The sequence below is a fragment of the Leucobacter sp. HNU genome (assembly GCF_047946755.1).
GTDB lineage: Bacteria > Actinomycetota > Actinomycetes > Actinomycetales > Microbacteriaceae > Leucobacter.
In genome coordinates this window covers 1,890,175-1,916,490 of sequence record NZ_CP178837.1, presented here as the reverse complement: position 1 = coordinate 1,916,490, position 26,316 = coordinate 1,890,175, and the positions used below count along the sequence as shown (strand labels likewise).

23 protein-coding genes and 2 pseudogenes are annotated in these 26,316 nt (G+C 70.7%); 13 read left to right on the top strand and 12 right to left on the bottom strand.

Annotated elements, in window-relative coordinates:
- The first annotated feature begins 25 nt into the window (after positions 1-25).
- Together AB3K78_RS09470 and AB3K78_RS09465 are read left to right on the top strand one after the other, a co-directional pair.
- Positions 26-873, top strand: a pseudogene (locus AB3K78_RS09470) (amino acid ABC transporter permease).
- Complete coding sequence (locus tag AB3K78_RS09465; protein ID WP_416442689.1) at positions 870-1,628, top strand: amino acid ABC transporter ATP-binding protein; 759 nt, start codon at positions 870-872, stop codon at positions 1,626-1,628. Before AB3K78_RS09470 ends, AB3K78_RS09465 begins: the two are co-directional and overlap by 4 nt.
- 33 nt (positions 1,629-1,661) lie before the next feature.
- Here the strand turns inward: AB3K78_RS09465 and AB3K78_RS09460 are convergent, their stop codons facing one another.
- A complete protein-coding gene (locus AB3K78_RS09460; RefSeq protein ID WP_416442687.1) occupies positions 1,662-2,225 on the bottom strand; it encodes a hypothetical protein in 564 nt (187 codons plus the stop codon).
- Between the two features lie 283 nt (positions 2,226-2,508).
- Between AB3K78_RS09460 and AB3K78_RS09455 the strand changes: the two genes are divergently transcribed.
- Positions 2,509-3,903 (top strand): MDR family MFS transporter, encoded by a 1,395-nt coding sequence (locus AB3K78_RS09455; protein WP_416442685.1) that lies wholly within the window; start codon positions 2,509-2,511, stop codon positions 3,901-3,903.
- A 279-nt stretch (positions 3,904-4,182) separates the two neighbouring features.
- Here AB3K78_RS09455 and AB3K78_RS09450 read toward each other — a convergent pair whose 3' ends face one another.
- On the bottom strand, positions 4,183-5,097 hold the full coding sequence (locus tag AB3K78_RS09450; protein ID WP_416442682.1) for a LysR family transcriptional regulator: 915 nt from the start codon (positions 5,095-5,097) through the stop codon (positions 4,183-4,185).
- A gap of 122 nt (positions 5,098-5,219) precedes the next feature.
- Between AB3K78_RS09450 and AB3K78_RS09445 the strand changes: the two genes are divergently transcribed.
- A complete protein-coding gene (locus AB3K78_RS09445; protein WP_416442680.1) occupies positions 5,220-6,824 on the top strand; it encodes an aminotransferase class I/II-fold pyridoxal phosphate-dependent enzyme in 1,605 nt (534 codons plus the stop codon).
- A 122-nt stretch (positions 6,825-6,946) separates the two neighbouring features.
- Positions 6,947-7,312 carry a VOC family protein gene (locus AB3K78_RS09440; RefSeq protein WP_416442678.1) on the top strand — a complete coding sequence of 122 codons (366 nt, stop codon included), beginning with the start codon at positions 6,947-6,949 and terminating at the stop codon, positions 7,310-7,312.
- Here the strand turns inward: AB3K78_RS09440 and AB3K78_RS09435 are convergent.
- The 3 genes from AB3K78_RS09435 to AB3K78_RS09425 are packed head-to-tail and all read right to left on the bottom strand — an operon-like array spanning position 7,309 to position 8,365.
- On the bottom strand, positions 7,309-8,025 hold the full coding sequence (locus AB3K78_RS09435) for an enoyl-CoA hydratase/isomerase family protein (RefSeq protein WP_416442676.1): 717 nt from the start codon (positions 8,023-8,025) through the stop codon (positions 7,309-7,311). The two genes, AB3K78_RS09440 and AB3K78_RS09435, sit on opposite strands and share 4 nt — an antisense overlap.
- Complete coding sequence (locus AB3K78_RS09430; RefSeq protein ID WP_416442674.1) at positions 8,022-8,144, bottom strand: hypothetical protein; 123 nt, start codon at positions 8,142-8,144, stop codon at positions 8,022-8,024. Before AB3K78_RS09430 ends, AB3K78_RS09435 begins: the two co-directional genes overlap by 4 nt.
- Entirely contained in the window at positions 8,141-8,365 is a 225-nt protein-coding gene (locus AB3K78_RS09425) for a hypothetical protein (protein WP_416442672.1), read from the bottom strand. The genes AB3K78_RS09430 and AB3K78_RS09425 overlap by 4 nt, the downstream gene beginning before the upstream one ends.
- A gap of 162 nt (positions 8,366-8,527) precedes the next feature.
- Between AB3K78_RS09425 and AB3K78_RS09420 the strand changes: the two are divergent.
- Together AB3K78_RS09420 and AB3K78_RS09415 are read left to right on the top strand one after the other, a co-directional pair.
- Positions 8,528-10,258, top strand: a pseudogene (locus tag AB3K78_RS09420) (DUF885 domain-containing protein).
- Complete coding sequence (locus AB3K78_RS09415; protein WP_416442670.1) at positions 10,255-10,668, top strand: YchJ family protein; 414 nt, start codon at positions 10,255-10,257, stop codon at positions 10,666-10,668. The pseudogene AB3K78_RS09420 and the gene AB3K78_RS09415 overlap by 4 nt, the downstream one beginning before the upstream one ends.
- Positions 10,669-10,756: 88 nt before the next feature.
- On the opposite strand, the gene AB3K78_RS09410 is transcribed toward AB3K78_RS09415, so the two are convergent.
- From AB3K78_RS09410 to AB3K78_RS09390, 5 genes are all read right to left on the bottom strand, one after another.
- On the bottom strand, positions 10,757-12,373 hold the full coding sequence (locus AB3K78_RS09410) for a DEAD/DEAH box helicase (RefSeq protein ID WP_416442668.1): 1,617 nt from the start codon (positions 12,371-12,373) through the stop codon (positions 10,757-10,759).
- A gap of 270 nt (positions 12,374-12,643) precedes the next feature.
- A complete protein-coding gene (locus AB3K78_RS09405) occupies positions 12,644-14,029 on the bottom strand; it encodes a toxic anion resistance protein (RefSeq protein ID WP_416442666.1) in 1,386 nt (461 codons plus the stop codon).
- Between the two features lie 9 nt (positions 14,030-14,038).
- Complete coding sequence (locus tag AB3K78_RS09400) at positions 14,039-15,028, bottom strand: hypothetical protein (RefSeq protein WP_416442664.1); 990 nt, start codon at positions 15,026-15,028, stop codon at positions 14,039-14,041.
- Positions 15,029-15,037: 9 nt separating this feature from the next.
- Positions 15,038-15,694: a VWA domain-containing protein gene (locus tag AB3K78_RS09395; protein WP_416442662.1), complete on the bottom strand. Its 657-nt coding sequence runs from the start codon at positions 15,692-15,694 to the stop codon at positions 15,038-15,040.
- Complete coding sequence (locus AB3K78_RS09390; RefSeq protein ID WP_416442660.1) at positions 15,631-16,851, bottom strand: substrate-binding domain-containing protein; 1,221 nt, start codon at positions 16,849-16,851, stop codon at positions 15,631-15,633. The genes AB3K78_RS09395 and AB3K78_RS09390 overlap by 64 nt, the downstream gene beginning before the upstream one ends.
- Positions 16,852-17,042: 191 nt before the next feature.
- On the opposite strand from AB3K78_RS09390, the gene AB3K78_RS09385 reads away from it, so the two are divergent.
- The 6 genes from AB3K78_RS09385 (at position 17,043) to AB3K78_RS09360 (ending at position 24,676) form a co-directional block, all read left to right on the top strand.
- On the top strand, positions 17,043-18,332 hold the full coding sequence (locus AB3K78_RS09385) for an ATP-binding protein (RefSeq protein WP_416442658.1): 1,290 nt from the start codon (positions 17,043-17,045) through the stop codon (positions 18,330-18,332).
- Between the two features lie 90 nt (positions 18,333-18,422).
- Positions 18,423-19,445 carry a hypothetical protein gene (locus AB3K78_RS09380; RefSeq protein ID WP_416442656.1) on the top strand — a complete coding sequence of 341 codons (1,023 nt, stop codon included), beginning with the start codon at positions 18,423-18,425 and terminating at the stop codon, positions 19,443-19,445.
- Complete coding sequence (locus tag AB3K78_RS09375) at positions 19,390-20,181, top strand: ribonuclease H-like domain-containing protein (protein WP_416442654.1); 792 nt, start codon at positions 19,390-19,392, stop codon at positions 20,179-20,181. Before AB3K78_RS09380 ends, AB3K78_RS09375 begins: the two co-directional genes overlap by 56 nt.
- Complete coding sequence (locus AB3K78_RS09370) at positions 20,070-22,112, top strand: DEAD/DEAH box helicase (protein ID WP_416442652.1); 2,043 nt, start codon at positions 20,070-20,072, stop codon at positions 22,110-22,112. Before AB3K78_RS09375 ends, AB3K78_RS09370 begins: the two co-directional genes overlap by 112 nt.
- A gap of 85 nt (positions 22,113-22,197) precedes the next feature.
- Positions 22,198-23,397 carry a hypothetical protein gene (locus AB3K78_RS09365; protein WP_416442650.1) on the top strand — a complete coding sequence of 400 codons (1,200 nt, stop codon included), beginning with the start codon at positions 22,198-22,200 and terminating at the stop codon, positions 23,395-23,397.
- A 133-nt stretch (positions 23,398-23,530) separates the two neighbouring features.
- Positions 23,531-24,676, top strand: a complete 1,146-nt coding sequence (locus AB3K78_RS09360) for a pyridoxal phosphate-dependent aminotransferase (protein WP_416442648.1) — start codon at positions 23,531-23,533, stop codon at positions 24,674-24,676.
- A 54-nt stretch (positions 24,677-24,730) separates the two neighbouring features.
- Here AB3K78_RS09360 and AB3K78_RS09355 read toward each other — a convergent pair whose 3' ends face one another.
- Both AB3K78_RS09355 and AB3K78_RS09350 read right to left on the bottom strand, forming a co-directional pair.
- Complete coding sequence (locus AB3K78_RS09355) at positions 24,731-25,114, bottom strand: hypothetical protein (RefSeq protein ID WP_416442646.1); 384 nt, start codon at positions 25,112-25,114, stop codon at positions 24,731-24,733.
- Between the two features lie 84 nt (positions 25,115-25,198).
- Entirely contained in the window at positions 25,199-26,314 is a 1,116-nt protein-coding gene (locus tag AB3K78_RS09350; protein ID WP_416442644.1) for a Zn-dependent alcohol dehydrogenase, read from the bottom strand.
- Positions 26,315-26,316 lie beyond the last annotated feature (2 nt).

The window sequence follows — 26,316 nt, the reverse complement described above, 5'->3', positions numbered from 1 at the left end:
ATGCAGAAATGAGTGGGGTGAGCCGGTGAGCACCACCGAGGTGAGCTCGATCGAGCTGGAGCGCCGCGCCTACCGCACCGCCCGCGGACGCCGTTCGGCCCTGATCAGCGTCGTGAGCACCCTGGTGTTCCTCGCCGCCCTGGTCGCCGTGCTCGTCACGAGCCCGGGGTGGGATCGCGTTCGCGAGTCGTTCTTCGATCCCGCGACCGCGGTCGCGGTGTTCCCGAAGGTGCTCGCCGGACTCTGGCTCAACATCCAGGTGCTCTTCTTCGCGGCGATCGGCGTCGCGGTCCTGAGCACGCTCGTCGCGATCGCGCGTACCCTGCGCGGCGCGGTGTTCACGCCACTGCGGCTCCTCGCTGCCGGCTACACCGACCTGTTCCGCGGCATCCCCGTGCTGCTGGTCCTCTATCTGATCGGCTTCGGAGTGCCCGGACTCGGGCTCACCGGCCGCGTCCCCGTGCAGGTGTGGGGCACGATCGCGCTGGTGCTCTGCTACTCCGCCTACGTCGCGGAAGTGCTCCGTGCGGGCATGGACGCCGTGCACCCTCGCAGCGCCTCGCCGCCCGCTCGCTGGGTCTCAGCCACGGCAAGACCCTGCGCCTCGTCGTGCTGCCTCAGGCGGTGCGCAAGGTCACGCCCGCGCTCATGAACGACTTCGTATCGCTCATGAAGGACGTCGGCCTGATCTCGGTGCTGGGCGCGGTGGACGCGATCCGTGCGGCCCAGATCGAGGTCGCCTCGGCCGCGAACTTCACGCCGTACGTCGTCGCCGGCCTGCTGTTCGTGATCCTGGCCTGGCCGTTCATCCGCCTCACCGACTGGATTTCGGCGAGAGCGCAGAAGCGCGAGCAGATCGGAGGCGTGGTATGAGCGCGGAGCGAGCGACCCCGGTGCTGCGAGTCGAGAGCGTCGTCAAACGCTTCGGCGAGCACCCCGTGCTGCGGGGGATCGACCTCGAGGTGGAAGCGCACGAGGTCATCGTGCTCATCGGCGCCTCGGGATCGGGAAAGTCGACTCTGCTCAAGACGATCAACCTGCTGGAGCAGGTCGACGACGGCCGCATCTTCCTGGGCGACGAGGACATCACCGACCCGCGAGTGGACGCGGACCGCGTCCGCGCCCGCATCGGCGTCGTGTTCCAGCACTACAACCTGTTCCCGCACATGAACGTGCTCGACAACGTGACCCTCGCCGCGCGCCAGGTCTTCGGGGTTCCGCGCGCCGAGGCCGAGCGCGTCGGACTCGGGCTGCTCGAGCGCATCGGCCTCGCCGAAAAGGCGAGGGAGTTCCCGGATCGGCTTTCGGGCGGGCAGCAGCAGCGTGTCGCCATCGCCCGGGCTCTGGCCACCGATCCCGAGCTGCTCCTGCTCGACGAGATCACGAGCGCCCTCGACCCGCAGCTCGTCGGCGAGGTGCTCGACCTCGTGCGCGAGCTCAAAGCCGGGGGATCCACGATCGTCATGGCGACGCACGAGATGTCGTCCGCGCGGCGCGTGGCCGATCGCGTGGTCTACCTGAAGGACGGCCGGATCATCGAGTCCGGTCCGCCGGAGCAGATCTTCGAGTCGCCCCAGCGCGAGGAGACCCGGGACTTCCTCGCGCGGCTCCGCGAGCCCTTCGCCTGAGCCGTTCGGGAGTCTCGCCGTCGGCGCGGATCCTCAGATCTGCGCCAGCAGGTCCTTCCAGTGCGCGCGCCAGGCCTCGATGCTGTCGGCGTCGGGCAGACCGTTGTGCTCGACCGCGACGACCGACCGTCCCTCGTCCTTCGCGACGGCGGAGACCTCGACGACCCCTGATCCCTCGAGATTCGCGCGCCAGAAGGTGCGTTTCTCGGTGCGGGAGCGGCGGCGCCCGGTGGTGAGATGCCCGAGATGATGATCGAGCCCCGCGACGACCCCGGCCCAGGACTCGATCGCCGCATCGCGATCCAGCTCGACCGTGCGGCTGGCGCTCACCCGGAAGGAGCCGGTCGAGGATTGTCCGGGAACCCTGAGGCCCGTGTACTGCTCGAATGCGATGGCGGCGCCCTGGGCCCACCAGTCGGGGTTCTCGACGGACGCGGGGATCTTCTCCCGCGCGATCCGCGCGATCTCGGCGTGGCCGAGCGTCTTCGCGTCCGCTGACTCGAAGAGCGCGACCCACTCCTCCCAGGGAATGCTGGTCGCGCGCTCGAGGGCGGGGACGTTGCCCGGGCGGGTGCTGTTGCCTGCGGATTCGGTCACGTTCGCTCCCTTCGCCGCGCACCCCGTGCGGATGCGCCCTCGCACCGGCGCTGCCGACGGCGGAGTTCCTCCGTCGATGTCGGTGCCTCCCGTTAGCATAGAACGACTCCCTCGGAGGACCGAGTGAACTCTCGTCTCCGACCTATCTGAAAGCGATGTAACTGTGGACGCCGCTTCGCGCCCTGAATCCGCCCTGCCCAATTCGACCGCTGAATCCGTTTCAGCTCCTTCTTCCGCGCACGACCCCACCCCCTTCGGGCCGCGCGAGCAGCTCGCCGTCTGGGTGCTGCTCGGGTCCGCCTTCGTCGTCATCCTGAACGAGACCATCATGGGCGTGGCCCTGCCGCGCCTCATGGACGCGCTGCAGATCAGCGCCTCAGCCGGGCAGTGGCTCACCACCGCCTTCCTCCTGACCATGAGCGTGGTCATTCCCATCACGGGCATGCTGATCCAGCGGATCCGCACGCGCACGCTGTTCATCGCGGCGATGGGGTTCTTCACCGTTGGCACGGCCATCGCCGCCGCAGCGCCCGGATTCGAGCTGCTGCTGGTGGGCCGCGTCGTGCAGGCCTGCGGCACCGCGATCATGATGCCGCTCCTCATGACCACCGTCATCACCGTGGTGCCCGAGGCGAGCCGTGGCCGGCTCATGGGGCGCATCTCGATCGTCATCTCGGTCGCGCCCGCCCTCGGGCCGACCATCTCGGGTGTCATCCTCGAACACTTCGCATGGCGCTGGCTGTTCCTCCTCGTGCTGCCCATCTCGCTCGCGGCGCTCGTCATCGGGGCGCTCCGCATGCCGAACGTGGGCGAACCCCGGAAGGCGCCCATCGACGCGCTCTCGGTGCTGCTCTCGCTCCTCGGCTTCGGTGGACTCGTCTACGGCCTCAGCGCCGTGGGCGAGCTGGCGAACGGCGGCTCCTCGGTGCCACCGTGGATCCCGGTCGTCGTCGGCGCCGTCTCGCTCCTGTGGTTCGTGCGTCGCCAGCTGCGCCTGCAGCAGGAGGAGCGTGCGCTGCTCGACCTGCGTACCTTCCGCTCGCGGCCGTTCGCGTTCTCGGTCCTGCTGTTCGCCTGCGCCTCGCTCGCGCTGTTCGGCAGCCTGATCCTGCTGCCCATCTTCGTACAGCGGGTGCTCGGCCTCTCGGTATTCGAGGCCGGCCTCTCCCTGTTGCCCGGCGGGCTCGTCATGGGTCTGCTCGGCCCGCTCGTCGGGCGGCTCGTCGATCGTCGCGGCGCCCGCCCCGTGCTCATCCCGGGCACGGTCATCACCGCGATCGGGCTGTGGGGCATGGCGCTCTTCGGGGTGGGAACGCCGCTGTGGTTCGTCATCCTGACCCACGTGGTCATGAGCGTCGGCCTCGCCGCAACGTTCACGCCGCTCTTCACGGTCTCGCTGGGGTCCTTGCCGCACGAGCTCGCCTCCTACGGCAGCGCCATGATCGGCACCGTGCAGCAGGTGGCCGGCGCGGCGGGTACCGCGCTCTTCGTGACGATCATGACCCTGGTGTCGGTCGCTCACGCGGAATCGCCGACGTCGGTCGGCCCGGCGGCGCTCGCATCGGGCACGCACATCGCGTTCCTGGTCGGGGGAGCCGTCGCGACGCTCGGCATCGTCGTGGCGTTGTTCGTGCGGGACCCGGCGCCGCAGGCGCACCGGGCCCCGGCCGGGCACTGATCCGCGGCGCTGCCGCACCAACTCGGAACCCCGTCGGCTCTGCCCGGCGGGGTTCCGCGCGTCTGCGGGTCGCGCGAGCGTCTGCGCCGCCTGCGCGGGGCGCTCGTGCGGCAGCGCCGTTCACTCAGCCGGATCCGAACGCTCAGCCGGATCGAGGGGCTCGAATCCGTCCGGCTGAGTGCTCGGATCCGGCTGAGCGCCCGCCACCCCGCCACCCCGGCGGTCCGGCCGTCTCCGCTCAGGGCACGGGCCGGGCCCTTCGGGGCCGTGAACCGCGGGCTACGCCAGCGATTCGACCGTGCGGCGCAGCGCCTCGGCGAGCTGGCGCACCGCTGGGGGAGGTCCGCTCGCCGGTCCCTTCGCCGCCAGCAGGATCTCCCGCGCGAAGCGCGGATCGTCGAGCGGCCGGAGGGCGACCCCGGCCGGCGGATGCGCAGCCGCCAGCTTCGGTACGAGACCGACGCCGAGCCCCGCGGCCACCATGCCGAGCACGACGGTGTAGTCGTCGGTGCGCAACGCCACCTCGGCGGTGTGCCCGTCGGCCGTGAAGAGATCCCGCACGATGTCGTCGATCGTGTCTCCCGGAGTCGCACCGAACACCCAGGCCTCCTCGTGCAACGAGCGCAGCGTGGGCAGGTCGATGCTCTCGCGCTGCGCGGCCGGGTGGTGCTCGGGCACCGCCAGCAGCAGCGGATCCCGGAGGATGCGGGTGGTGTGGACTTCGGAGCGGAACGGCAGACCGTAGCCGCTCGCCGTATAGACCAGTGCGGCATCGATGGTGTTCTGGTTCACCTGCTCCACGAGCGGGGCCACCTCGGTGAGCACCGCGTCGAGGTCGATGCCGAGTTCGGTCAGCCGGGCCGCGATCCCCGGCAGCAGGTGCGCTGCCGCGGTCGGGAACGTGCCGAAGCGCAACCGCGTTCGCCCCAGCTGGGCGAGTTCTCGCACGTCGGTCAGCGCACGGTCCGAGAGGGCGAGGATCTCGGACCCGCGCTCGAGCATGAGCGATCCGGCTGCGGTGAGGCTGCTGCCGCGCGTGCTCCGCGAGGTGAGTGCCGTACCGACGAGGTTGTCGAGGTTGCGGAGGTGGTAGTCGACGGTCGGCTGGCTCCACCCGAGCCGCACGGCCGCCCGCGAGACGGAGCCCTCCGCCGCGACCGCGGCCAGGGCCTGCAACTGCCGGAGGTCGATCATGCGTGCCCCGCATTCCTTGGACGCTGACGGAGGAGATCCCCATCTTTGCTCCAGAGTGTATATGGTTCGACTGAATGGAATCCGGGGTTCCACCGCGGTCGGCGCAGGAGCAGAGTTGAGGGATGCTGCGCAACGACGACATCACTCCCGCACCCTCCTCCGCCGCCCGCGTCGAGACCGGTGCGACCGAGCATCCGATCCGTGCCATCGCACGGCTCGAGCGGCAGCAGCACGCCCCCTACGTCGAGGCCGTGCAGCAGCACGCCGACGCCGACCCGCTGCACGTCATGGTGCCGGGCCACGGGTGCGATCCCGTCGCCGGCGGTGCGCACCTCTCCGAGGTCTTCGGAGCGCGCACCGTGGAACTCGACGTTCCCCTGATGCTCGACGGCATCGACCTCGGACCGGGATCCCCGCTGGACCAGGCCCGTGCGCTGGCCGCAGAGGCGTGGGGCGCCAAGACGACCTGGTTCATGACCAACGGCGCGTCGCAGGCGAACCGCACCGCTGCGCTCGCGGTTCGCGGGCTCGGGGAGCGGGTGCTCGTGCAGCGCAGCTCGCACTCCAGCTTCAGCGACGGGGTGCTGCTCGGCGGCCTGATCCCGTCGTTCGTCGCGCCCAACGTGGACCACGAGAACGGCATCGCGCACGGCCTCACCCCCGAAGCGCTCGAGACGGCGCTGCGCGAGGAGTCCGAGGCCGGCCGCGAGGTGTCGAGCGTCTACGTCGTCTCGCCGAGCTACTTCGGATCGACCGCCGACGTCGCGGGTCTGGCACGCGTCGCGCACGCTGCGGGCGCTGCGCTCATCGTCGACGGCGCCTGGGGCGCCCACTTCGGCTTCCACGAGGACCTGCCGGATTCGCCGGCCCGCCTCGGTGCGGACCTCGTGATCTCGAGCACGCACAAGCTCGCGGGTTCCTTCACGCAGTCGGCCATGCTGCACCTGGGCGACACCGAGTTCGCTGAGCGGCTCGAACCGCTCGTCGCCCGGGCCTACACGATGACCTCGTCGACGTCGGCGAGCGCCCTCCTCATGGGATCGCTCGATGCCTCGCGCCACGCGCTGGTCCAGGGCCACGCCGAGATCACCCGCGCGATCGAGGCATCCGAGGACTTCCGTGCGCGCCTGCGCGCCGATGACCGCTTCTCGGTGGTCAGCGACGACTTCGGCGACTTCGCCGATATCGTGGCCATCGATCCGCTGCGCGTCCCGATCGACGTGTCGCTGCTGGGCCAGAGCGGGCACTGGGTGCGCAACCGGCTCATCGACGATCACGGGGTCTACTTCGAGATGTCGACTGCCACGGTGATCGTCGCCGTGATCGGTGCGCGTGCCGGGCTCGACGTCGATCGGCTCATGCGTTCGCTCGATGCGGTTGCGCGAGAGGCCGAGGCGCTGCGCGCCGCGGGCGAGACCGCGACGGTCGAGGCGTTCCCGCCGCTGCCCGAGGCCGGCACGCTGCGCATGCTGCCCCGCGCCGCGTTCTTCGGCGAGAGCGAACTGGTCGCGGCGGAGGAGGCGATCGGTCGCGTGTCGGCCGACACCCTCGCCGCCTATCCGCCCGGGATCCCGAACCTCATGCCGGGCGAGGAGATCACGCCCGAGACCGTCGCGTTCCTGCAGGCCGTCGCGACCTCGCCCACCGGATACGTGCGCGGCGCCGCCGACCCGGAGGTCCGCAGCTTCCGAGTGGTGCGGGATCCGCTGACCGCGGCCCAGTCCTGATCCATGCCTCCGGGTCCGCCACGCACGGGCCCGGAGGCGGCGAGGGCGGCGCGATCCGGGCGGATCGCGCCGCCCTCGCCGGTGCGGTTGACTTGCGCGGGCGATCTTGCGACCGTGGAGGCATGTCTGTCGGCCTGCATCGCCTGATCATCTCGGTGTCGAGCATCGATGCCGCCCTCGTGCTCTATCGCGGAGTGCTCGGGCTCGGGCTCACGGGTCGCTCCGGTGAGCTGGCCTGGCTGCGTGCCGACGACGGCACGGAGCTGATGCTGCACGAGCGCCCCGCTGCGGCCTCCGAGGCCGCAGTCGCCGTCGCCTTCGCGATCGACGACCTGGAGGGGACGGTCGCGCGCTGGGAGGCGGCCGGCGGTACGGTGATCGATGCCCCGATCACGCAACCCTGGGGCGAGCGCATGGCGGTGGTGCGCGACGCCGATGGCCACGTCGTGTGCCTGAACGCGCGCGATGCGGAAATCGTCGCGGACTAGGCTCCGGTGAACTCGGGTCGGCGCTTCTCGACGAACGCGGCGGTTCCCTCACGCATGTCGGGCGTGCCGAAGCGGGCAACGAAGGCCTCGCGCTCGATCGCGAGCCCGGCATCGGTCGGGTGCGCCTGCGCAGCCCGGACGGTGCGCTTGGCGGCGGCGACGGCGGTCGGAGACTGCCGGGCCGCGAGCGCGATGATCTCGCGGGCGGCCGCGAGCAGCGCATCCTGGTCCTCGAGCACGCGGGACACCAGGCCGAGGCGTTCCGCCTCGGAGGCGGAGATGCGGCGACCGGTCAGGATGAGCTCGCGCGCGGCGGCGATCCCGACGTACTGCTGCAGGCGGACGCAGCCGCCGAAACCGGGGATGAGGCCGAGTGCGACCTCGGGCTGTCCGAAGGCCGCGTTCTCGGACGCGAGGATCACGTCGCAGGCCATCGCGAGCTCGCACCCGCCGCCCAGTGCGAAGCCGTTGACGGCGGCGACCACGGGCACGGGCAGCGTCTCGAGCCAGCTCGTGAGCTCTTGCGCGTCGGCGGTGTAGGCGTCGGCCTGCTCGGCGCTCATCTCGCGCATCTGCGCGATGTCGGCGCCCGCGACGAAGGCCTTCGGCCCGGCACCGGTGATGACGACGCCGCGGATCGACCAGTCGGGATCCGCACCGGAGCCGAGCTCGTCGCGGAGGACGCCGACGACTTCGCGCAGCTCTTCGATCACCTCGGGGAGAGCGCGTTCAGCACCTCCGGCCGTGCGATCGTGATGGTGAGGATCGCCTCGCGCACGTCGAGCGCGAGCGTGCGGTGATCGAGGGCGGCGAGGCGATCCGCGATGGTCATCGCTTCGGCTTCTCGAAGAGGTTGCCGACCAGGGTCGAGGTGATGAGGACGATCGCGAGCAGCACGACGCCGACGATGAGGATCGGGACGACCTGCAGCGGCTCGCCCGCGTGGGAGAAGTTGTCGTGCGCCTCGTCGCCGTGGGCGAACGCCGGGACCGCGACGAACACGGACATGAGCGCGGTGGTCACCGCGGCTGCGATACGGGTACGGATCTTCACTTCGGTCTCCTCGCAGGATCGGTGCGGCTGCCGCCGCGGACCCCTCTATTCTGCCGCTCCTGGGCGTTTCCCGCGAACCGGCGCGACGGCGGCCGCAGGAAGCGGCCGCCGCACGGCGATCCCGCGGCGCGGAAGTCGGTGCCGATCGTTAGCATCGTCGACATGACCACTGATCAGATCGCCCCGCGCCCGGACCGTCCGCAGACCGAGATCGACCGCATCGCCGAGGGCTGGGTCGACACCGTCGTCGAGCTCGACCCCTCACCGGTACCTATCTCGGGCGGGCCGAATCGAACCGCTCGCTGCCCGACTTCTCGCCCGCGGGAGCGGAAGCGGTCGCCGAGGCCCAGCGCAGCGTCCTCGCCGCGGTGGAGGCCGAAGCCGCCGTCGACGCGGTCGATGCGGTGACCCGCGCCGACCTGGCTTCCGAACTGCGTCTCTCGCTCGCGCAGCACGAGGCGGGCGAAGCCCTGCGCGATCTCAACGTGATCGAGTCGCCTCCGCAGCAGGTGCGCGACAGCTTCGACCTGATGCCGAGCGAGAGCGAGTCCGACTGGGCCGATCTCGCCGAGCGCATGCGCGCGGTTCCCGCCGCGCTTGCCGGGTATCGCGAATCCCTGGAACTCGGTGCGCAGCGCGGGCTCGTGCCGGCGCGCCGGCAGGTGCTCGAGGTCGCGGCGCAGCTGCGCCGCACAGCGGGCGACGAGGGGGCCGCAGAGGGATTCTTCCAGGCGATCGCCGCGCGGGGTGCCGCGGCGGGCGCCGCCGTCCCCGCCTCGCTCACCGCAGACCTCTCCGCGGCGGCGTCGCTCGCCGGCCGGGCGTACGCCGACCTCGCCGACGCACTGGAGCGCGATCTCGCGCCGCGTGCGTCGGAGGCCGACGGATTCGGACGCGAACGCTATGCGCTCGCCTCCGAGCGCTTCGTCGGGGCCTCGGTCGACCTCGACGAGACCTACGAGTGGGGCATCGAGGAGCTCGCCCGCATGCGCGACGAGCAGGAGCGCATCGCCGCCGAGATCGTCGGCGGTGCGGTGCGGCCGGGAATCGTCGCCGATGCCATCGCGAAGCTCGACGCCGACCCCTCACGCAAGCTCCACGGCACCGAAGCCCTGCAGCAGTGGATGCAGGAGACCAGCGACCGCGCCGTCGCCGAGCTCGGCGCGACCCACTTCGACATCCCGGCCGAGATCCGAACGCTCGAGTGCCGCATTGCGCCCACCCAGGAGGGCGGCATCTACTACACGGGGCCCAGCGACGATCTCTCGCGTCCCGGCCGCATGTGGTGGTCGGTTCCCGAGGGCGTCACCGAGTTCGACACCTGGCGCGAGCTCACCACGGTCTACCACGAGGGCGTTCCCGGCCATCACCTGCAGATCGCGCAGGCGGTCGTGAACCGCCGTCTCGCTGAACGGCTGGCGCCGTCAGCTCGCCGGTACCTCCGGGCACGCCGAGGGGTGGGCCCTGTACGCCGAGCGTCTCATGGAACAGCTCGGATATCTCGACGATCCCGCCGATCGCTTCGGCATGCTCGACGGTCAGCGCATGCGTGCCGCTCGCGTGGTGCTCGACATCGGGGTGCACCTCGGCAAGCAGCGGCCCGACGGGCACGGGACCTGGACCGCGGACTACGCCTTCGAATTCATGGGCGAGAACGTCAACATGAACGACGGATTCGTGAGGTTCGAGGTGAACCGCTATCTCGGCTGGGCCGGCCAGGCTCCCTCCTACAAGATCGGACAGCGCATCTGGGAGGAGCAACGCGACGAGTACGCGGAGCGCGAGCGGGGCGCCGGCCGCGAGTTCGACATTCGCGACTTCCATCGCGATGCGCTCGAGCTCGGCGTCGTCCGGCTCGACACCATGCAGCGCGCCCTGCGCGGCGAACTGTGAGCGAGGCCAACGACGGCAGCTGCCCCTGCGGGCGGGGTCCTCGGTACCTCGAGTGCTGCGGGCCGCTCCACGCGGGGGCGCCCGCGCCGACTGCGGAGCGCCTGATGCGATCCCGATACAGCGCGTTCGCACTCGGGTTGGACGCATATCTGCTCGCGTCCTGGCACCCGAGCACCCAGCCGCGGTCGCTCGAACTGGACCCCGATGTGGAGTGGCGCCGCCTGCTCGTCGAGTCGACGGAGCGCGGCGGTCCCTTCGATCGCGAGGGATTCGTCGTCTTCACCGCGATCGGGCGCACCCCCGACGGGCGTTTCGAGCAGCGCGAACGCAGCCGGTTCCTCCGCGACCGCGACGGGCTCGACGCGACTGCGCCGGAACGCTGGCGCTACGTCGACGGGGAACCGGTGTAGGGCGAGCCCGAATCGTCATCCTGCGCGGCGGAGGAGCCGCAGGATCACGCGACTCCCACGCTCGCGCAGGATGACGATGGAGCGAGCGCTACAGCCCGCTGGGCCGCTGCGCGCGGCGCGAGCCCTGCTGGCGCTGGCGGGGCGCGGGGGTCGAACCGCCACCGGTGCTCGTCGAGTAGACCGCGGCGGAGCCGCCCTGGCGCGATGCGCCCGAGCCGCCGCCGTTCGACGAACCCGACCCGCCGCGACCGCGGCCGCCGCGACGGCGCGAACCGCCTTCCGCGGATCCGCCGCGTGCGCTGCCGCCGGTGCCGCCGCTGCCGCCGGTGCTGGCCGGGTTCGCCCCGCCTTCGGCACCGGTGCCGCGTCCGCGACCGCCGCGCGAGCGCTTGCGCTTCGCGTTGGCGCCCTGGGACTTGCCCTCGCCCGCCGGTGCGTGGCCCGCCGCGCGCTGCTGCTCGGCCTGCGCCGCGGCCCGGCGACGCTCGGTCTCCTTCGGGTCGATGCGCGGGGCGACCTCGCCGATGAGCGACAGCACCTCGGGATCGATGTTCGACGCCATCGGGTTCACCGGCTTCGGGGTGACCCGGATCTTGGCGGCGCGCATGATCTGACGCATCTCGCCCCGCTGCTCGGGCAGCACGAGGGTGACGACGTCGCCCTCGTTTCCGGCGCGCGCGGTGCGGCCGGAACGGTGCAGGTACGCCTTGTGCTCGACGGGCGGATCGACGTGGACGACGAGCTCGACGCCGTCGACGTGCACGCCGCGCGCCGCGACGTCGGTCGCGACGAGCACCTTGGCCGCGCCGCTCACGAACTCGGCGAGGTTGCGGTCGCGGGCGTTCTGCGACAGGTTGCCCTGCAGCTCCACGGCGGGGATGCCGCGCGCGGTGAGCTGCTTCGCGAGCTTCTTCGCCTGGTGCTTCATCCGCGTGAAGAAGATGCGCCGTGCGGTGCCGGAGGCGAGGGCCTCGATGAGGGCCTCCTTCTGGTCCTTGCCGGCGACCTCGAACACGTGGTGCGTGAGCTGGGGCACGGGGGACTCCGCCGCGTCGACGGAGTGCAGGATCGGATCGTGCAGGTACTTCTTCACGATGTTGTCGACCCCGTTGTCGAGGGTCGCGCTGAAGAGCAGGCGCTGCCCCTGCTGGGGAGTCTTGTTGAGGATCCGCGTGACGACGGGCAGGAAGCCCATGTCGGCCATGTGGTCGGCCTCGTCGAGCACCGTGATCTCGACGCCGCCGAGATCGACGAGCCCCTGCTTCATGAGGTCGTCGAGGCGGCCGGGCGCGGCGACGACGATGTCGACGCCGGCCTCCAGCGCGGCCTCCTGCCGGCGCTGGGGGATCCCGCCGAAGATCGTGGTGACCTTCACGCCGACGGGATCGGCGAGCATCTTGACGGTCTCCGCGATCTGGGTGACGAGCTCGCGGGTGGGGGCGAGCACGATGGCGCGGGGCCGGCTCGGCTTGCGCTTCTTGGCGGCGTCGTCGGCGAGGTTCGCGACGAGCGGGATGCCGAACGCGATGGTCTTGCCCGATCCCGTGCGGCCGCGACCGAGCACGTCGCGTCCCGCGAGCGTGTCGGGGAGCGTGTCGCGCTGGATGGGGAAGGGGGTGGTCTTGCCGTTCTTGTCGAGCGCGTGCGCGATGGGCTCGGGCACGCCGAGATCGACGAACGAGGGGGTGGTCTGGTCGGTGGTCACGTGAGCGAGTGCTGCTTTCGTGTCGGTCCGGCGCGCGTCCGCAGGATCCGTGGTCGGATCGAGTCGCTGGGCGTGGCCGAGTCGGCGAGTGCGCGGGTTCGCGCATCCGTTCGCCGCGGAAGAGTCGGTCGGCCCTGGCGCATTCGCGATGCGCGAGCTCTGAAATTCAGCGACGTGGGGCCCGCCGATAGCTGGGATCGGCATGGCCTCTCCGGCCAGTCTAGCGGACGTGCTCGGGAACGGCCCGATGGGCCGCCCCCGAGCAGCGGCTCAGCTCGTGAGCTTGCCGAGCAGATCCGCACCCGGATCGGTCGTCGAGCCGGTTCCGGCTGCGCGAGGGGTCGTGCCGGCGGCATCGCCGCGGGAGCCGTTCGCCACCGCGCGCTGCGCCGTGATGACGGCGTCCTCGATGACCGACTCACCGCGTTCGAGGGCCTGGAGGTTGCGCGCCCGCAGCGCGCGTCCCGCGCGATCCGCTTCGACGATCGCGGCGCACTGCGCCTTGACCGAGTCGATCACCGCCCAGATGGTCTCCTCGGTGATCACGGGCATCTGCGAGGCGTTCGCGACCGCCTCGACCGACTTCGCGGTCTCGGCGAAGGCGCCCTGGATCAGCTTGTTCGTACCCTCCTGGACGGAGGCGCCCATCTCGGCGCCCTCGCGTGCGAACGCCGCCTGCTGCCAGAGGGCGAGCGACTGGCGGGCGGAGGGCAGACCCATGGTGCGGAACGTCGCGAGGCGGCGGCGCAGCGCGAAGGTCGTGACGACCAGGTTCCGGGTCGCCGGAGCGTGCGCGAAGCCGAGGAAGAACTGCGAGCGCCAGTCCGCCCAGGTCTTCTCGGTCTCCGAGAGCACGAGGGAGAGGTTGCTCTGGATTTCGCGCAGCTCGTTCACCGAGATGGCCTTGCCCCGGTAGGTCGTCGATTCGGCGCCCGAGGTCTCTGCCATCCGCAGCGCGGTGTCGGCTTCGTCGAACTCGGTGCGCAGCACCTCGATCACCTGCTCGAGCGCGGCGAGCACGGCCACCACGTCGTCCATGTGCTCCAGAGTCTGCGCGTGGAGCAACTGGCCGCGTGCGATGTTGTCGGCGAGCGCGTTCTCCATCTCCTGCAGCTTGACCTCGGCGAGATCGATCTTGTCGGCGATCGGCTTCGACTCGCGGATCATGGTGCTGAGGGTGTACTTGCCCTTCTTGAACCAGCCGATGATCGCGTTCGCCGCGTCCTCGAGCTTCTGGGAGCGCCACTTCTTCTCGAAGCCGTCCATGGTGCGGAGCATGTCGTTGACGATCGCGTCGGCCTCGGGCACGCGGATGTTCCGCTGGGCGTCGAGCAACTGCACGGACGCGCTGTTCAGCTTCTGCATCACGGGGCCGCCGAAGGTGACGATCTGGTTCACGTCGGCGACGAACTTCTGCGCGAGCGCCGGGGCACCGCGCTCCAGGTCCGCGAGCTGCTGCTCGGTCAGCAGGCTCCTGAACTTGAACACCGCGTCGGCGGGGCTCTTCGCCGCGGACTCGATATCGCTCGCGGGGGCCTCGGCGACGGCGGCCTCGAGCGCTGATCCGGGGACCTCGGAGGCCCGGGTGTCTGCCGGCTCGAGCAGCTGCGCGAAGTCGACGGAGATGGTGGGTTCGGTGCCGGTGGGATCGGTCATGTCGGTTCCTTAGCTCTGCGGATTGCTCGGATCGCGGTCGCTGTACACGTCGGACAGCTTCGCATCGTTGACGGCCTTGATGAGGGAGTCGAGGGCGACCTTGAACTCGAGGTCGCGCGACTCGTTGACCTGCCGGATGTTCTCGACGGCCTGCTGGTCGACGGATTCGACGGCGCGCTGCACTTCGGTCAGCCGGCCCTGCGGGTTGCTCCAGTACTGGGGGTTGCGCTGCACATCGCCGTAGTAGTCCTCGGCGAGGGCCTTCAGTAGTTTCGAGAGGGTGTCGCGGTACTGCACGAGCAGCAGTCGGAGCTGCTGCTCCGTCCCGCGGCCGCGGACCCGGACGAACAACTCGGAGACGTGTTCCGACAACCCGTTCAGACGGGGGCCGAGCTCGGGGTAGGCCCCGGCCAGGCGACGGAGCTCGTCGATCGCATCGCGGACGAACTCGCCGTTCTCGCCGTGCAGGGCGGCGTCGAGCTGCTTCTCGAGCTCGCGCGATGACCCGACCGCGCGCTTCGCGTTGCGAGAGCGGCGGATCAGCAGCGTCGTGACCGCCGCTCCCGCGGCGAGCAGGATCAATACCCCGGAGCCGATGATCCATGGCGCACCGCCGTCTCCTTCGCTCCCGGTCGTCGTGGGAGCGGCGGAGACGAGCGTGCTCGCGATGTTGGCGACGGCGTCGCCGCCGTCGGGCAGGTTCTGCGAGTTCAGCTCGGTCGCGATCCGGTTCGCGTCCCCGTCCGAGGCGACTCCGAAACGATCCTTCGCGCGATCCTCGATGACGATGACCGTGCGGGCGCCGGTCGCGGCCTTGAACTGGGTCGCCACGGTCCCGGAGGAGACGCTCTGGGCCTGATCCGGGGCGGGGATCACCAGGACCCGAGCGCCGCTCGGCAGTGCTGCGGCCAGCGTGTCGGGGCTGGAGATCGCGGCGCCGTCGACCAGGCAGACCGCGCGATCGCCGCAGATCTGGACGATCTGTTCGATTGTGCTCACCATGACCGCCTAGAAGTTGTTCATCACCGATTGGAAGGTCTCGGTGATCTTCGTCGGGTCGCTCGCGTCGAACACCTGTCCGCCGGACGCTTTCGCGAGGCGTTCGAGCGAGGACTTGTCGGCCGCGTTCGAGTAGGCGATGGCGAAGATCCGCACGGGCTTGCGGTTGCCGCCCTCCTTCTGATCCGCGTTGATGCGCTGGATCAGCGAGTTCAGCGTCGTGCTCGAGTCGGTGTCCTCACCGTCGGAGAGCACGACGATCGCGTTGATCCGCCCCTCTTCGGCGTGCTGCTTCATGTAGTCGTAGGCCGAGGACAGGGCGTCGTAGAGCGGGGTGCCCGCACGCTCGCTGTGCACGAGATCGTCGATCTCGTTCTTCAGGCCCTCCTTGTCGCCGCCGAGCGGGCCGAAGGGCCGCACGACGCCGACGCCGGTCACGGTCCTGCCGTCGACCTGGGACGTGAGGCCCGTGGTGAACGCCCAGACGCCGATCTCGTCGGTGGGACGCACCTGCCCGAGCGTGGTGGTCGATCCGGCGAGTGCGCCGTCGAGCCGGGTCTTGCCGTCGCCGATGCTCTCGTCCATCGATCCGGAGATGTCGATCAGCTGCAGGATCGCCGACGGCTTGCGGATGGCGGTCCACTGGTCGAGTGCGGCCGAGACCACCTCGGGCGCGGGCTGGGGAGCGCGACCGCCGGTCGCTTCGGATCGATCCCGACCTGGTCGTTCAGGTACTGGCTGACGTCCATCGAGTCGTCGAGCGGGCGGAAGCCGTACTTCGGCAGCAGCTTCTGCGCTTCGGCGGTGTGCAGGAACTTCACGAAGGCCTGCGACGCGCTCTTCTGCTCGGGCGTCACCCAGGCGGCGTTCAGCACGACCGCCGGGTTGTCGCTCCACATCGATCCCTCGGAGGGGTACACCGCGACGAGCTTCTCGGACGGCGGGGTCAGGGTCTCGCCGGGCTGCACGGTGTGCGAGTCGGGATTGCCGATGTTGTAGTTGTAGAGCGAGGTCTCCTCCAGCGCGATCGCGCTGACGTAGGAGGAGCCCTTGCCCGATGTCTTGTCGGCGAGGTTCTGCAGCACCTTGCCCGTGGTGTCGCCGTAGTGGATCGCGCCCGATTCGAAGGCCTTGTTGAACGCCTCGGACTTCTGCACGTCGCTCGCGGTCAGGTCCTTCGCCTTGCCGGAGGCCGCGTAGCTCTGCATCAAGAGCATCGAGAGACCGGTGGTCGAGGTGTTGGGGTTGGTCTTCGCGATCTTGAAGGAGCCCCAGATCGACTTGCCGAGCGCGCCCCAGCCCTCGGGATTCTCGATGAGTCCCTTGATCTGCGCGATGCTGACGGGCTTGGCGGGGTAGTCGAGCGCGCGCGCCATCGACTCGGGGATCCCGAACACCACGGGAGTCTTCGCGAAGCTCTCGGCGCCGGCCACGACCTGCTCGCCCGCGATGGAGGCGACGCGGTCGGTCCAGACGGTCGATGCGGGGGACCAGACGCTGGGCGCGGTATCGGCGTCGAGCGCCCACCTCTTCGTCGAATCCGAGAGGTACTGCGCGGCCTTGCCGGAGGCGACGTTGACGGCGCGCACGGTGGCGCAGGTCTTGAGTCCCCGGTGCTCGGACGATTTCTTGAACTGCTCGCCGAGGGCCTCCATGAGGTTGACCTTCTCGGAGGAGGTGGCGACCACCACGGGGGTGCATCCATCGTCGGAGGCGCCGCCGGCGTTCGGGCCGGTCGCACCGCAACCCGCGAGCGCGAGCGTCAGCGCGGCGCCGAGCGCCAGGGCCGTCGTGAACCGGCGTCTGTGGAGAGTGTCGAGCATCGTCGTTGGCACCTTCGGGCTTCGCGTCCTGGGGTCGGGCGTGACCGGAACTGCCTCCAGTCTTGCACGCTGGCACGCCCGCGCGCGCGACGCGTTCGCGCAACGCGTGCGCGCGGGGCTTCGACCGGGCCGTGCGAACGGCGATACCGGACGGGTATCGGCGGAGCGATCCGCTCTGGCATGATTCCCACATGACACGTATCCGCATTCGCGAATTCCACGACGACGACCTCGACGGGGTCGTGCGCCTCTGGTGGGAGGTGCGCTCGACCGTCGACCAGCCGGTCTACTCGCTCGCGGAGGTCACGGCGTCCTGCCGCGAGGATCATGCGGTGGTCGCGGTGCGCGGCGACCGGATCGTGGCGGCCGCCGTGGGTCGTGCGGCCCATGCCCAGGGGTGGGTGGTCTTCTTCGGGATCGCCGAGGACGCCCGCTCCGAGAACGTGTCGGGAGCGCTGCTCGACGCGCTCGAACGCAAGATGGCTCCGCTCGGCCTGTCGACCCTGTCGGTGCTGATGCCCGAGGGCGGGCGGTTGGGGCTGCTCACCTCGAACGGTTTCCAGCTGCGCTACGGATTGCGGTACCTCGAGCGGCAGATGCCGGTGCAGCGCCGCGAGCTCGACCTGTTGAAGGACGTCGGCGGCAGGGTGCTGCCGCGACATCTCTGGGAGAACGTCGCGGGCATGCGGCACGAGAAGCAGCTGCTGGAGGAGCGCCTCGTGGCGCCGCTCGCCGAACCGGACCTCGCCGATCGCTACGGCGTCGTCCCGCCGCACGCGGTGATGCTGTTCGGGCCGCCTGGCACGGGCAAGACCACGTTCGCCAAGGCAGTCGCCTCGCGACTGGACTGGCCCTTCGTCGAGGTCTTCCCGTCGCGCCTCGGCGACGCGGGCACCGGTATGGCGGCCTCCCTGCGCGACGTCTTCGAACGGATCGAGCAGTTGGAGCACGCGGTCGTCTTCATCGACGAGGTCGAGGAGATCGCGTCGCAGCGCCGCGGCGATCCGCCGTCGCCGACCCAGGGCGTGACGAACGAACTGCTCAAGATCGTCGCCGATTTCAGGGATCGCGAGGGCCAGCTGCTCATCTGCGCGACGAACTTCGTGCGCGCGCTCGACGCCGCGTTCCTCCGGCACGGCCGCTTCGACTACGTGCTGCCGATCGGACTGCCCGACGCCGAGGCGCGCGAGGCGATCTGGCGGCGTTACGTGCCCGGTGAGATCTCCGGCTCGATCGACTTCGACGTCCTCGTCGCCGAGAGCGACGGATTGACGCCCGCGGACATCGAGTACGCCGCTCGTCGGGCGTCGCAGGAGGCGTTGGCTCGAGTGCTGCGGGCCGATGGGCCGGTGCTCGAGACCGATCGTACGCAGCTCGATACCGCCGACTACCGTGCAGCGCTCGAGGTCACCCGAGCGACCGTCTCCGAGGAGGAGCAGTCCGCGTTCTCGGAGGACATCGAGACGCTGGCCCGACTCTGAGCGGGCGGCGCCGCCGACGAATGTCGGTCGGCACCGATAGCGTCGAGAGGACCTCGGCGATCGCCGAGCGGCGATGCGGAGGGAGTGCGCATGTTCGTGCAGCGCGGTGCTGACGGGGCGATCCGCCTCGTCACGAGCGCGACCGACCTCACTGCGGCCAGCGTCTGCGAGTTCGCGTTCCTGAGACGGGTCGACGCGAAGCTGGGGCGCGCGGCCCAGGTGCCTCCCGACGACGACCCGATGCTCGCGCGGGCCGCGCGTCTCGGCGATCAGCACGAGGAACGGACGCTCGATGCGTACCGCCGTGAACTCGGAACCGGCGCGACGGGGGTCGTCGAGATTCCCCGTCCCGAGAACATGGGAGAGGAGGAGCTCCTCGCCGTCGCAGCGACGACGATCGAAGCGCTCGAAGCTCGCGCGGCGCTGGTGTTCCAGGCGACCTTCTTCGACCCCGTCCAGCGCAGCGCCGAGCTCGGGGCCGACGAGCCCGCCATCGGCTTCGTCGGCTTCGCGGACTTCCTCCGCCTCGGCAGTGCAGGGACCTACGAGGTGCAGGACACGAAGCTCGCGCGGCGCGCGAAGACGACCGCGCTCATGCAGCTGGCGGCCTACGCCGAGCAGCTCCAGCGCCTCGGGATCCCAGTGGCTCCCGAGGCGACGCTGATCCTCGGCGACGGCGCGCGTTCGACGCATCGGCTCTCCGACATCGCGCCGGTGTTCCGGGCGCGACGCGCGCGGATGCACCGGATCCTGCTCGATCGGTACGCGGCCGTCGGCGACGACGGTGCGCGCGAGTCTGCGGCCCCCGTCGCGTGGGGTGCCCCGGGCACTGCGGCGTGCGGTCGGTGCGAGGTATGCCTGCCCGAGGTCGAGCGAGCGCGCGACCCCTGCTCATCGCGGGTATCACGGCGGCGCAGCGCAATCGCCTGGTCGCCGCCGGATTCGATCGGATCGAGGCGGTCGCGGAGCTCGATGGCGCGGCAGGCCCGTCGTCCGGGGAGTCCGCGCGGTCGGCGGCGTCGCCGAGTCCGAACGGGTCCCCGGACTCGGCCTGCACGTGCTCGAGCGACTCGCCGCGCAGGCCAGGGTGCAGCTCGACGCGCGTGCGGGTGAGGCCCCTCCGGTCCGGGTCGTCGACGCCGCGGCGCTCGCCGCGATCCCCCGACCGAATCCCGGCGACTTGTTCTTCGATTTCGAGGGCGACCCGATGTACCGCGAACCCGGCGACGAGAACGACGCCCGCTGGGGACTCGACTACCTCTTCGGCTCGGTCGACGAGCAGGAGCGGTTCCTGCCGCTCTGGGCCCACGACCTCGAATCCGAGAAGCGCACGCTGCTGCGATTCCTCGAGCTGGTGCGGCGGCGCCGCTCCGACTTCCCGGGCATGCGGATCTACCACTACGCGGCGTACGAGCGCACCCACCTGCTGAGCATCGCGGCCCGCCACGGAGCCGGCGAAGCCGAGGTCGACGAACTGCTGCGCGAGCACGTGCTGGTGGATCTCTACCCGATCGTGCGCAAGGCGCTGCGCATCGGGACCCGCTCCTATTCGATCAAGAAGCTGGAACCGCTCTACATGGGCGACGAACTTCGGGACGCCGACGGCGTGACGAGCGGGGCGCAGTCGGTCACCGAGTTCGCCGAGGCGATCGCACTGCTCCGTTCGGCGGATCCCGCGGAGCGCGCCGAGGGGAGCGGCGGCTCGCCGGGATCGCGGACTACAACCGCTACGACTGCGTGTCGACCCTGCGGCTGCGCGACTGGCTCAGGGGAATCGCGCAGGAGCACGGCGTCGAACCGTACCCCGACGCGCTCCCGGCGGACGACGAGTCCCCCGAGCTCCGACTGAGCCCGATCGCGGAGGCGCTCGAGCGGCACGCGGAGCGGATCGTCGACCCCGCGATCGCCAAGACCGCGGCACTCGCCTCGAGCGCGATCGACTACCACCAGCGCGAGCAGAAGTCGTTCTGGTGGGCGCACTACGCACGACTCGTCGATCCGGTGGAGGACTGGGCGGACACCCGCGACGTGCTCGTCGTCGATGGGCTGCTCAGCCGGGTGGTCGACGACTGGCACGTCCCCGACGAGCCGCGGGCGCGAGCGCTCCGGCGGCGGATCAGCCTGCGCGGGCAGCTCGCTCCGGGCAGCTCGCTCCGGCCGGGCGGCCAGGCGTACCTGCTCTACGAGGCACCCGCGCCGTTCACGACCCGCGGGGCCGAACCCGGTGCACGCAGCGCCTCTCGTGTCACCGTGGTCGAGCGCGACGGTGACGCGGTGCTCGTGGAAGAGCTGCTGCCGCGCGACGCGATGCCGTTCGGCGTACTTCCAGTGGCACTCGTGCCCGGCCCCCCGCCGCACGCCGGCCAGCAGAAGGGCGCGATCGAGGAGTGGGGGCGGTCGTTCGCGTCCGCGCTCGACCGCGGCGAGCTCCCGCGAGACCCCGTCGTCGACCTGATCCGGCGAGCGGCGCCGGTGCTCGGCGCCGCCGCGCCGCTCGTCGACCCCGCGAGCGAGCTCGCGCTCGCCGCCGGGGGCGGCGATGACGAGGCCCGCACGATCGGGGCGGTCGTCGCGACGCTGCGGCAGCTCGACCGCTCCTACCTGGCGGTCCAGGGGCCGCCGGGCACCGGCAAGACCTATCTCGCCGCCCGCGTCATCCGCCGGCTGGTCGAGGAGGACGGCTGGCGGATCGGCGTCGTGGCGCAGTCGCACCGCGTGGTGGAGCACGTGCTCGAAGGCGTCGTCGCCGCGGGCCTGGCCGCCGATCAGGTCGCCAAGGTGCCGCAGAGCGGACGGGCCGAGGGCGCTGCGGAGCCGGGGTTCCGCGTGCTCGGCCGCAACACCCATCGCATGTTCCTCCGCGAGCACGCAGCGGCCGGACTCGGCTGCGTGCTCGGCGGCACGGCCTGGGACTTCAGCAACCCGACCCGGGTCGCGCGTCACGAGCTCGACCTGCTCGTGATCGACGAGGCCGGACAGTTCTCGCTCGCCCCGACGATCGCCGCATCGGTCGGAGCCCAACGGCTGCTGCTGCTCGGCGACCCGCAGCAGCTCCCGCAGGTCTCCCAGGGCACGCATCCCGAACCGGTCGACACCTCCGCGCTCGGCTGGCTGCTGGGCGAGCACGAGACCATGCCCGAAGAACTGGGATACTTCCTCGCCGAGACCCGTCGCATGCGCCCGGAGCTCACCGAGGTGGTCTCCGAACTCGCCTACGGGGGACGCCTGTGCGCCCACCCGAGCGCTGCGGAGGTGCGCGCGAGCGGGATCGGTGCGCCCGGTCTGATCCGGCACGAGGTTGAGCACGTCGCCAACACCACGCACTCCATCGAGGAGGCAGCGGTCGTGGCGCGCATCGTGCGCGACGCGCTCGACCGCGGACGGTGCGATACCGGTGACGGAGAGCGAGCGCTCGTCCCCGACGACATCATCGTGGTCGCCGCCTACAACGCCCAGGTGGAATGCGTTGCGGAGCGCCTCGCAGCCGCCGGGTGCTCCGAGGTGCGCGTCGGCACCGTCGACCGCTTCCAGGGGCAGGAGGCGCTGCTCGCCGTCGTGACCCTCGCAGCGTCGAGCGCCGACGACGTGCCGCGCGGGCTCGAGTTCCTGCTGCTGCGCAATCGCCTCAACGTCGCCATCAGCCGCGCGAAGTGGGCCACCCACCTCGTGAGCTCCAGCCGACTCGGGGACGGCCTGCCGATGAGCGCCGAGGGCCTCGCCGCGCTGAGCGGATACCTCAGGCTGGAGGAGCGCGGTGCGACCGCGGCGGGTGGTGCGTGAGCGCCGCGGGCACCGAGCTCGAGAAGCGCGCGGCAGCTCGAGAACGCGCCGCGCTCAGGACGCACCGCATGCCAGGATGGGACGCATGAGCGGGAGCACGCAGGAAGCCGGTGCGGTGGGGCGCCGCGCCGGGCTGCGCGCGCGCATCCCGCGTGCCATCGATACGGCCCTCGAATTGCTGTACCCGGGCGACGCGAGCGGCGGGGCCGACTCGCACCAGGCGCGGGTCGAGGCTCGCGCGCTGGGCGCGGCCACGCTCGCCGCGGCGGTCGCGGTCCTCGTCGGCATCATCGTGTTCGGACCGGGTACGCATCCGCTCTGGGGGACGATCTCCACCGGATCCATCGGGACCCTGCTCGCCGGGCTGGTCGCGATCGCGAGCTCGATCATGGAACAGCTCCGCGCGCCGCTGCGCGTCCCCGCATCCTGGTCGCCCCGTGCGGCCCGGACGCAGCGCATCGTCGGCATCGCGGCGGTCGCGCTCGTGCACGGCGGCATCGCCGTCATCGGCATCGGCATGGTGTTCGCAGTGCTGTCGCAGGGATTCTTCGGTGTGCAGCTCGATCAGCTCACCTCGACCGTCGCCTCCGTCATCGTCTCGGCGGGCACGGCCTACCTCGTCACCGTCTCCGCGGCCAAGATCACGACCGCCGAGCTCTCGATGCTGCTGTCGATGTTCTTGACCGGGGGGATCGTGGTCGCGATGCTGACCACGACCGACGCGAAATGGTGGCACTACCATTTCAGCGAGCTCGGCGCTGGGACCGACGTCAGCGGCCTCGTGTTCAACCTCACGCTGTTCCTCGGCGGGCTCCTGCTCGCGGCGTTCGCGTTCACCCTGCTCATCGACCTCGAGGCGTGGGCCGCGGGCGCCCCGCCCAGCCGCACCCGCAACGTGCGCGCGGTCGCGTGGGGCTTCCAGATCATCGGCATCTGCCTCGCCGGCGTCGGAATCGTGCCGGTGAACCTCAACCTCATCGTGCACAACACCTTCGCCACCGGCATGGCGGTCGTCTTCGGCGTGATCCTCATCGGGCTGCGCTGGCTGCTCGACGGCTTCACGCGGGTCTTCCTCCTGTTCTCGGACGTGGTGCTGGCGGCGATCGTCTTCGCCGCCCTGCTGTTCTGGCCGCTCGGCTATTACAACCTCGCCGCGTTCGAGCTCGTCGTGGCAGGCGTGATCTTCGCCTGGCTCATCATCTTCGTCCGGCACGTGGGCGCGGCCGTGCCGACCGGCGCGTTCGCGTCCGAGGACCTGACCGCGTCACCCGAGAGGAGCCGATGATGTCCGCCAGAGGACCCTTCAAGACCCCGCCCCCGGCCTGCCGCCGCATCCCGCGACGTCGCGGGACGGCTCCGCCGAGCAGACTCCGGGCGCCCCCGACGCCCCGAACGGCCTCGGCGCGTCCCGGCGTTCGGTGATCCCCGCCTTCGAGGTCATGCAGATCACCGGGGAGGTCGAGCGGAGACGAGCGGAGGGGCGCGACATCGTGTCCCTGTGCGCGGGAGAACCCAGCGCGCGCCCCGCGCCGGGCATGCTGAAGCCCGCCGGCTACACCAGCCCGCTCGGCACCGCGCCGCTCCGCGAAGCGATCGCGGGGCACTACGCGAACTGGTACGGTGCGTCGGTCGATCCCTCCCGGATCGCCGTCACCACCGGATCCTCCGGTGCGTTCCAGCTGGTGTTCCTCGCCGCATTCGATCCCGGAGACCGCGTCGCGCTCGCGAGCCCCGGCTACCCGGCGTACCGCAACATCCTGCGGTCCCTCGGAGTCGACGTGATCGAGATCCCCACCGGCCCGGAGACCCGCTACCAGCCGACCCCCGGGCTGCTCGAGGACGCGGTATCCGCCCACGGGCCGCTCGCAGGCCTCATCGTGGCATCTCCGGCCAACCCGACCGGATCCATGCTCAGCCGGGCGGAACTCTCGGCGCTCGTGGACTGGTGCGCGAGCCGGCGGGTCCGCCTCATCAGCGACGAGATCTACCACGGCATCACCTATGCCGAACCGGGCAGCCCCGACGCGCGCGGGGTCAGCGCGGTCGAACTCGACTCCGAGGCGATCGCGATCAACTCCTTCTCCAAGTACTGGGGCATGACCGGCTGGCGCCTCGGCTGGGCCGTGCTGCCCGAGTCGCTGATCGCGCCGATGGAGGCGCTCGCCTCGAACTTCGCGCTCTCGCCGCCGGCTCCGGCGCAGGAGCTCGCCCTCGGTGCGTTCTCCGAGGAACGCTACGCCGAGCGAGATGCGGTGGTGTCGGGATTCGCGCGTGCCCGCGCGCTGATCCTCGACGCCGAGCCCGCGCTCGAATGGGGTGAGTCCGCACCGTCCGACGGCGCGTTCTACTTCTACGCCGACCTCGGCCCGCAGCTCGAACGGTTCGGCGATTCCCTCGGGTACGCGCGGGCGCTGCTCGACGGCGCCGACGTCGCGGTCGTGCCCGGCATCGACTTCGATCCCGTCCACGGCACCCGCACGGTGCGGCTGTCCTACGCGGCGGGCGAGTCCGCGGTCGAAGAAGCACTGAGCCGGATCCTGCGCTTCCAGGGAACCCCGGGCTGATCCCGATGCTCGGGAGCGGGCCTGCGCGATCCCCGCGATGCGGCAGGCCCGGACCTACTGATGGTCGAGGCGAGAGACGAACGCACCGTCGCGCATCAGGGTTTCCTGCAGGCGGGCGACCGTCTCGTCGAACGCGTTCGAGGTCTTCACGGCACCGATCGCGCCGCCCTTGAGCGCGCCGCCCGTCATGTTGCGCGAGATCCGCGCGACCAGCAGCCCCTGCTCGGTGACCATGAACTCGATGAGGAACGTGACCTGGAACCTGCTGCCCGCGAGCCCGCCGAACAGCACCGTGAGGGCCTGGCTGCCGCGGCGCGCATGGAACCCGCGCGCCGGCGTGAGCGACACCTCGAAGCCCTGCGCGATGAGGCCGGAGTGCACCAGCTGCTTCGCGTGCTCGTGGTCGCCTGACAGGAACAGGTCTGTCGCGCTGGCCATGGGTCGGACTCCTTCGTCTCGGATGCAAGAACCCCTGCGCAGCACACTATCGGCTCGCGCAGGGGTTCATGACGGCGTCCGGAGTCAGTACTCGATCACCGTCCGGATCCCCTCACCGGCGCGCATCCTCGCGAAGGCGTCGTTCACGCCCTCGAGGGGGATGCGATCGGTGACCATCGTGTCGAGGTCGACCTTGCCCTCCATGTACAGGTCGATGATCTTGGGGAAGTCGATCGACTGCCGGCTCGAACCGTAGTTCGAGCCGATCAGGCGCTTCTCCTGATCGCTCATCACGAACGGATCGATCGAGATCCTCACGCCGTCCGCGACCTGACCCACGACGACCGCGGTGCCGCCGCGGCGGATCGCCTCGTAGCAGGCCTCGATCGTGAAGGGCAGCCCGATCGCCTCGAACGCGTAGTCCACTCCGCGGCCGTCGGTGAGTTCGCGCACCGCGTCCACCAGATCCGTCTCGCGGCTGTTGACGGTGTGGGTCGCGCCGAAGCGTCGCCCGAGCTCCAGCTTCTCGGCGCTGACATCGGCGACGATGATCTGCTTGGCACCGACGAGCCGCGCACCCTGCACCACGTTCAGGCCGACTCCGCCGCAGCCCACGACCAGCACGGTCGAACCCGGTTCGACCTGCGCGGTGTTGGTGACGGCACCGATCCCGGTGGTGACGGCGCACCCCACGAGAGCGGCCTGGGCCAGCGGAGCATCCTTGCGGATCCGGATCGCGGCGGAGGCCGGCACCATCGCGTGGTCGCCGAACGAACCGACGGCGAGGAAGCTCCTGACGCGCTGTTCGCCATCGGCGAGACGGGGCTTCCCGTCGAAGAACACGTGCTGGTAGGCGGTCTCGTTGGCGAGCTGGCAGAGCACGGGCCGACCCGAGACGCAGAACTCGCACTTCTGGCACGACGGGGTCCAGGACAGGATCACGTGGTCGCCGATCTCGAGGTCGCTCACCTCGGAACCGACGGCGACGACCTCGCCGGCGCCCTCGTGGCCCAGCACGATCGGGACCGGAGTATCCCACTCCCCGTCGAGGGCGTGCAGGTCGCTGTGGCAGACCCCCGAGGCCGCCAGACGCACGAGCACCTCGTTCGCGCCCGGCTGCGCCGGGATGCTGAGCTCCCGCAGTTCGAGGGGCTCGTTCGGGGCGACGAAGACGGCGGCCCTCACATCGATCGTGGACATAC

Excerpts from the sequence above, each read along its gene's own strand:
- AB3K78_RS09405 (WP_416442666.1), bottom strand. The coding sequence starts at position 14,029 with ATGACCGATCCCACCGGCACCGAACCCACCATCTCCGTCGACTTCGCG.
- AB3K78_RS09365 (WP_416442650.1), top strand. The coding sequence starts at position 22,198 with ATGAGCGGGAGCACGCAGGAAGCCGGTGCGGTGGGGCGCCGCGCCGGG.
- AB3K78_RS09430 (WP_416442674.1), bottom strand. The coding sequence starts at position 8,144 with ATGACCATCGCGGATCGCCTCGCCGCCCTCGATCACCGCACGCTCGCG.
- AB3K78_RS09385 (WP_416442658.1), top strand. The coding sequence starts at position 17,043 with ATGACACGTATCCGCATTCGCGAATTCCACGACGACGACCTCGACGGG.
- AB3K78_RS09465 (WP_416442689.1), top strand. The coding sequence starts at position 870 with ATGAGCGCGGAGCGAGCGACCCCGGTGCTGCGAGTCGAGAGCGTCGTC.
- AB3K78_RS09380 (WP_416442656.1), top strand. The coding sequence starts at position 18,423 with ATGTTCGTGCAGCGCGGTGCTGACGGGGCGATCCGCCTCGTCACGAGC.
- AB3K78_RS09445 (WP_416442680.1), top strand. The coding sequence starts at position 5,220 with ATGCTGCGCAACGACGACATCACTCCCGCACCCTCCTCCGCCGCCCGC.
- AB3K78_RS09350 (WP_416442644.1), bottom strand. The coding sequence starts at position 26,314 with ATGTCCACGATCGATGTGAGGGCCGCCGTCTTCGTCGCCCCGAACGAG.
- AB3K78_RS09440 (WP_416442678.1), top strand. The coding sequence starts at position 6,947 with ATGTCTGTCGGCCTGCATCGCCTGATCATCTCGGTGTCGAGCATCGAT.
- AB3K78_RS09355 (WP_416442646.1), bottom strand. The coding sequence starts at position 25,114 with ATGGCCAGCGCGACAGACCTGTTCCTGTCAGGCGACCACGAGCACGCG.
- AB3K78_RS09390 (WP_416442660.1), bottom strand. The coding sequence starts at position 16,851 with ATGCTCGACACTCTCCACAGACGCCGGTTCACGACGGCCCTGGCGCTC.
- AB3K78_RS09450 (WP_416442682.1), bottom strand. The coding sequence starts at position 5,097 with ATGATCGACCTCCGGCAGTTGCAGGCCCTGGCCGCGGTCGCGGCGGAG.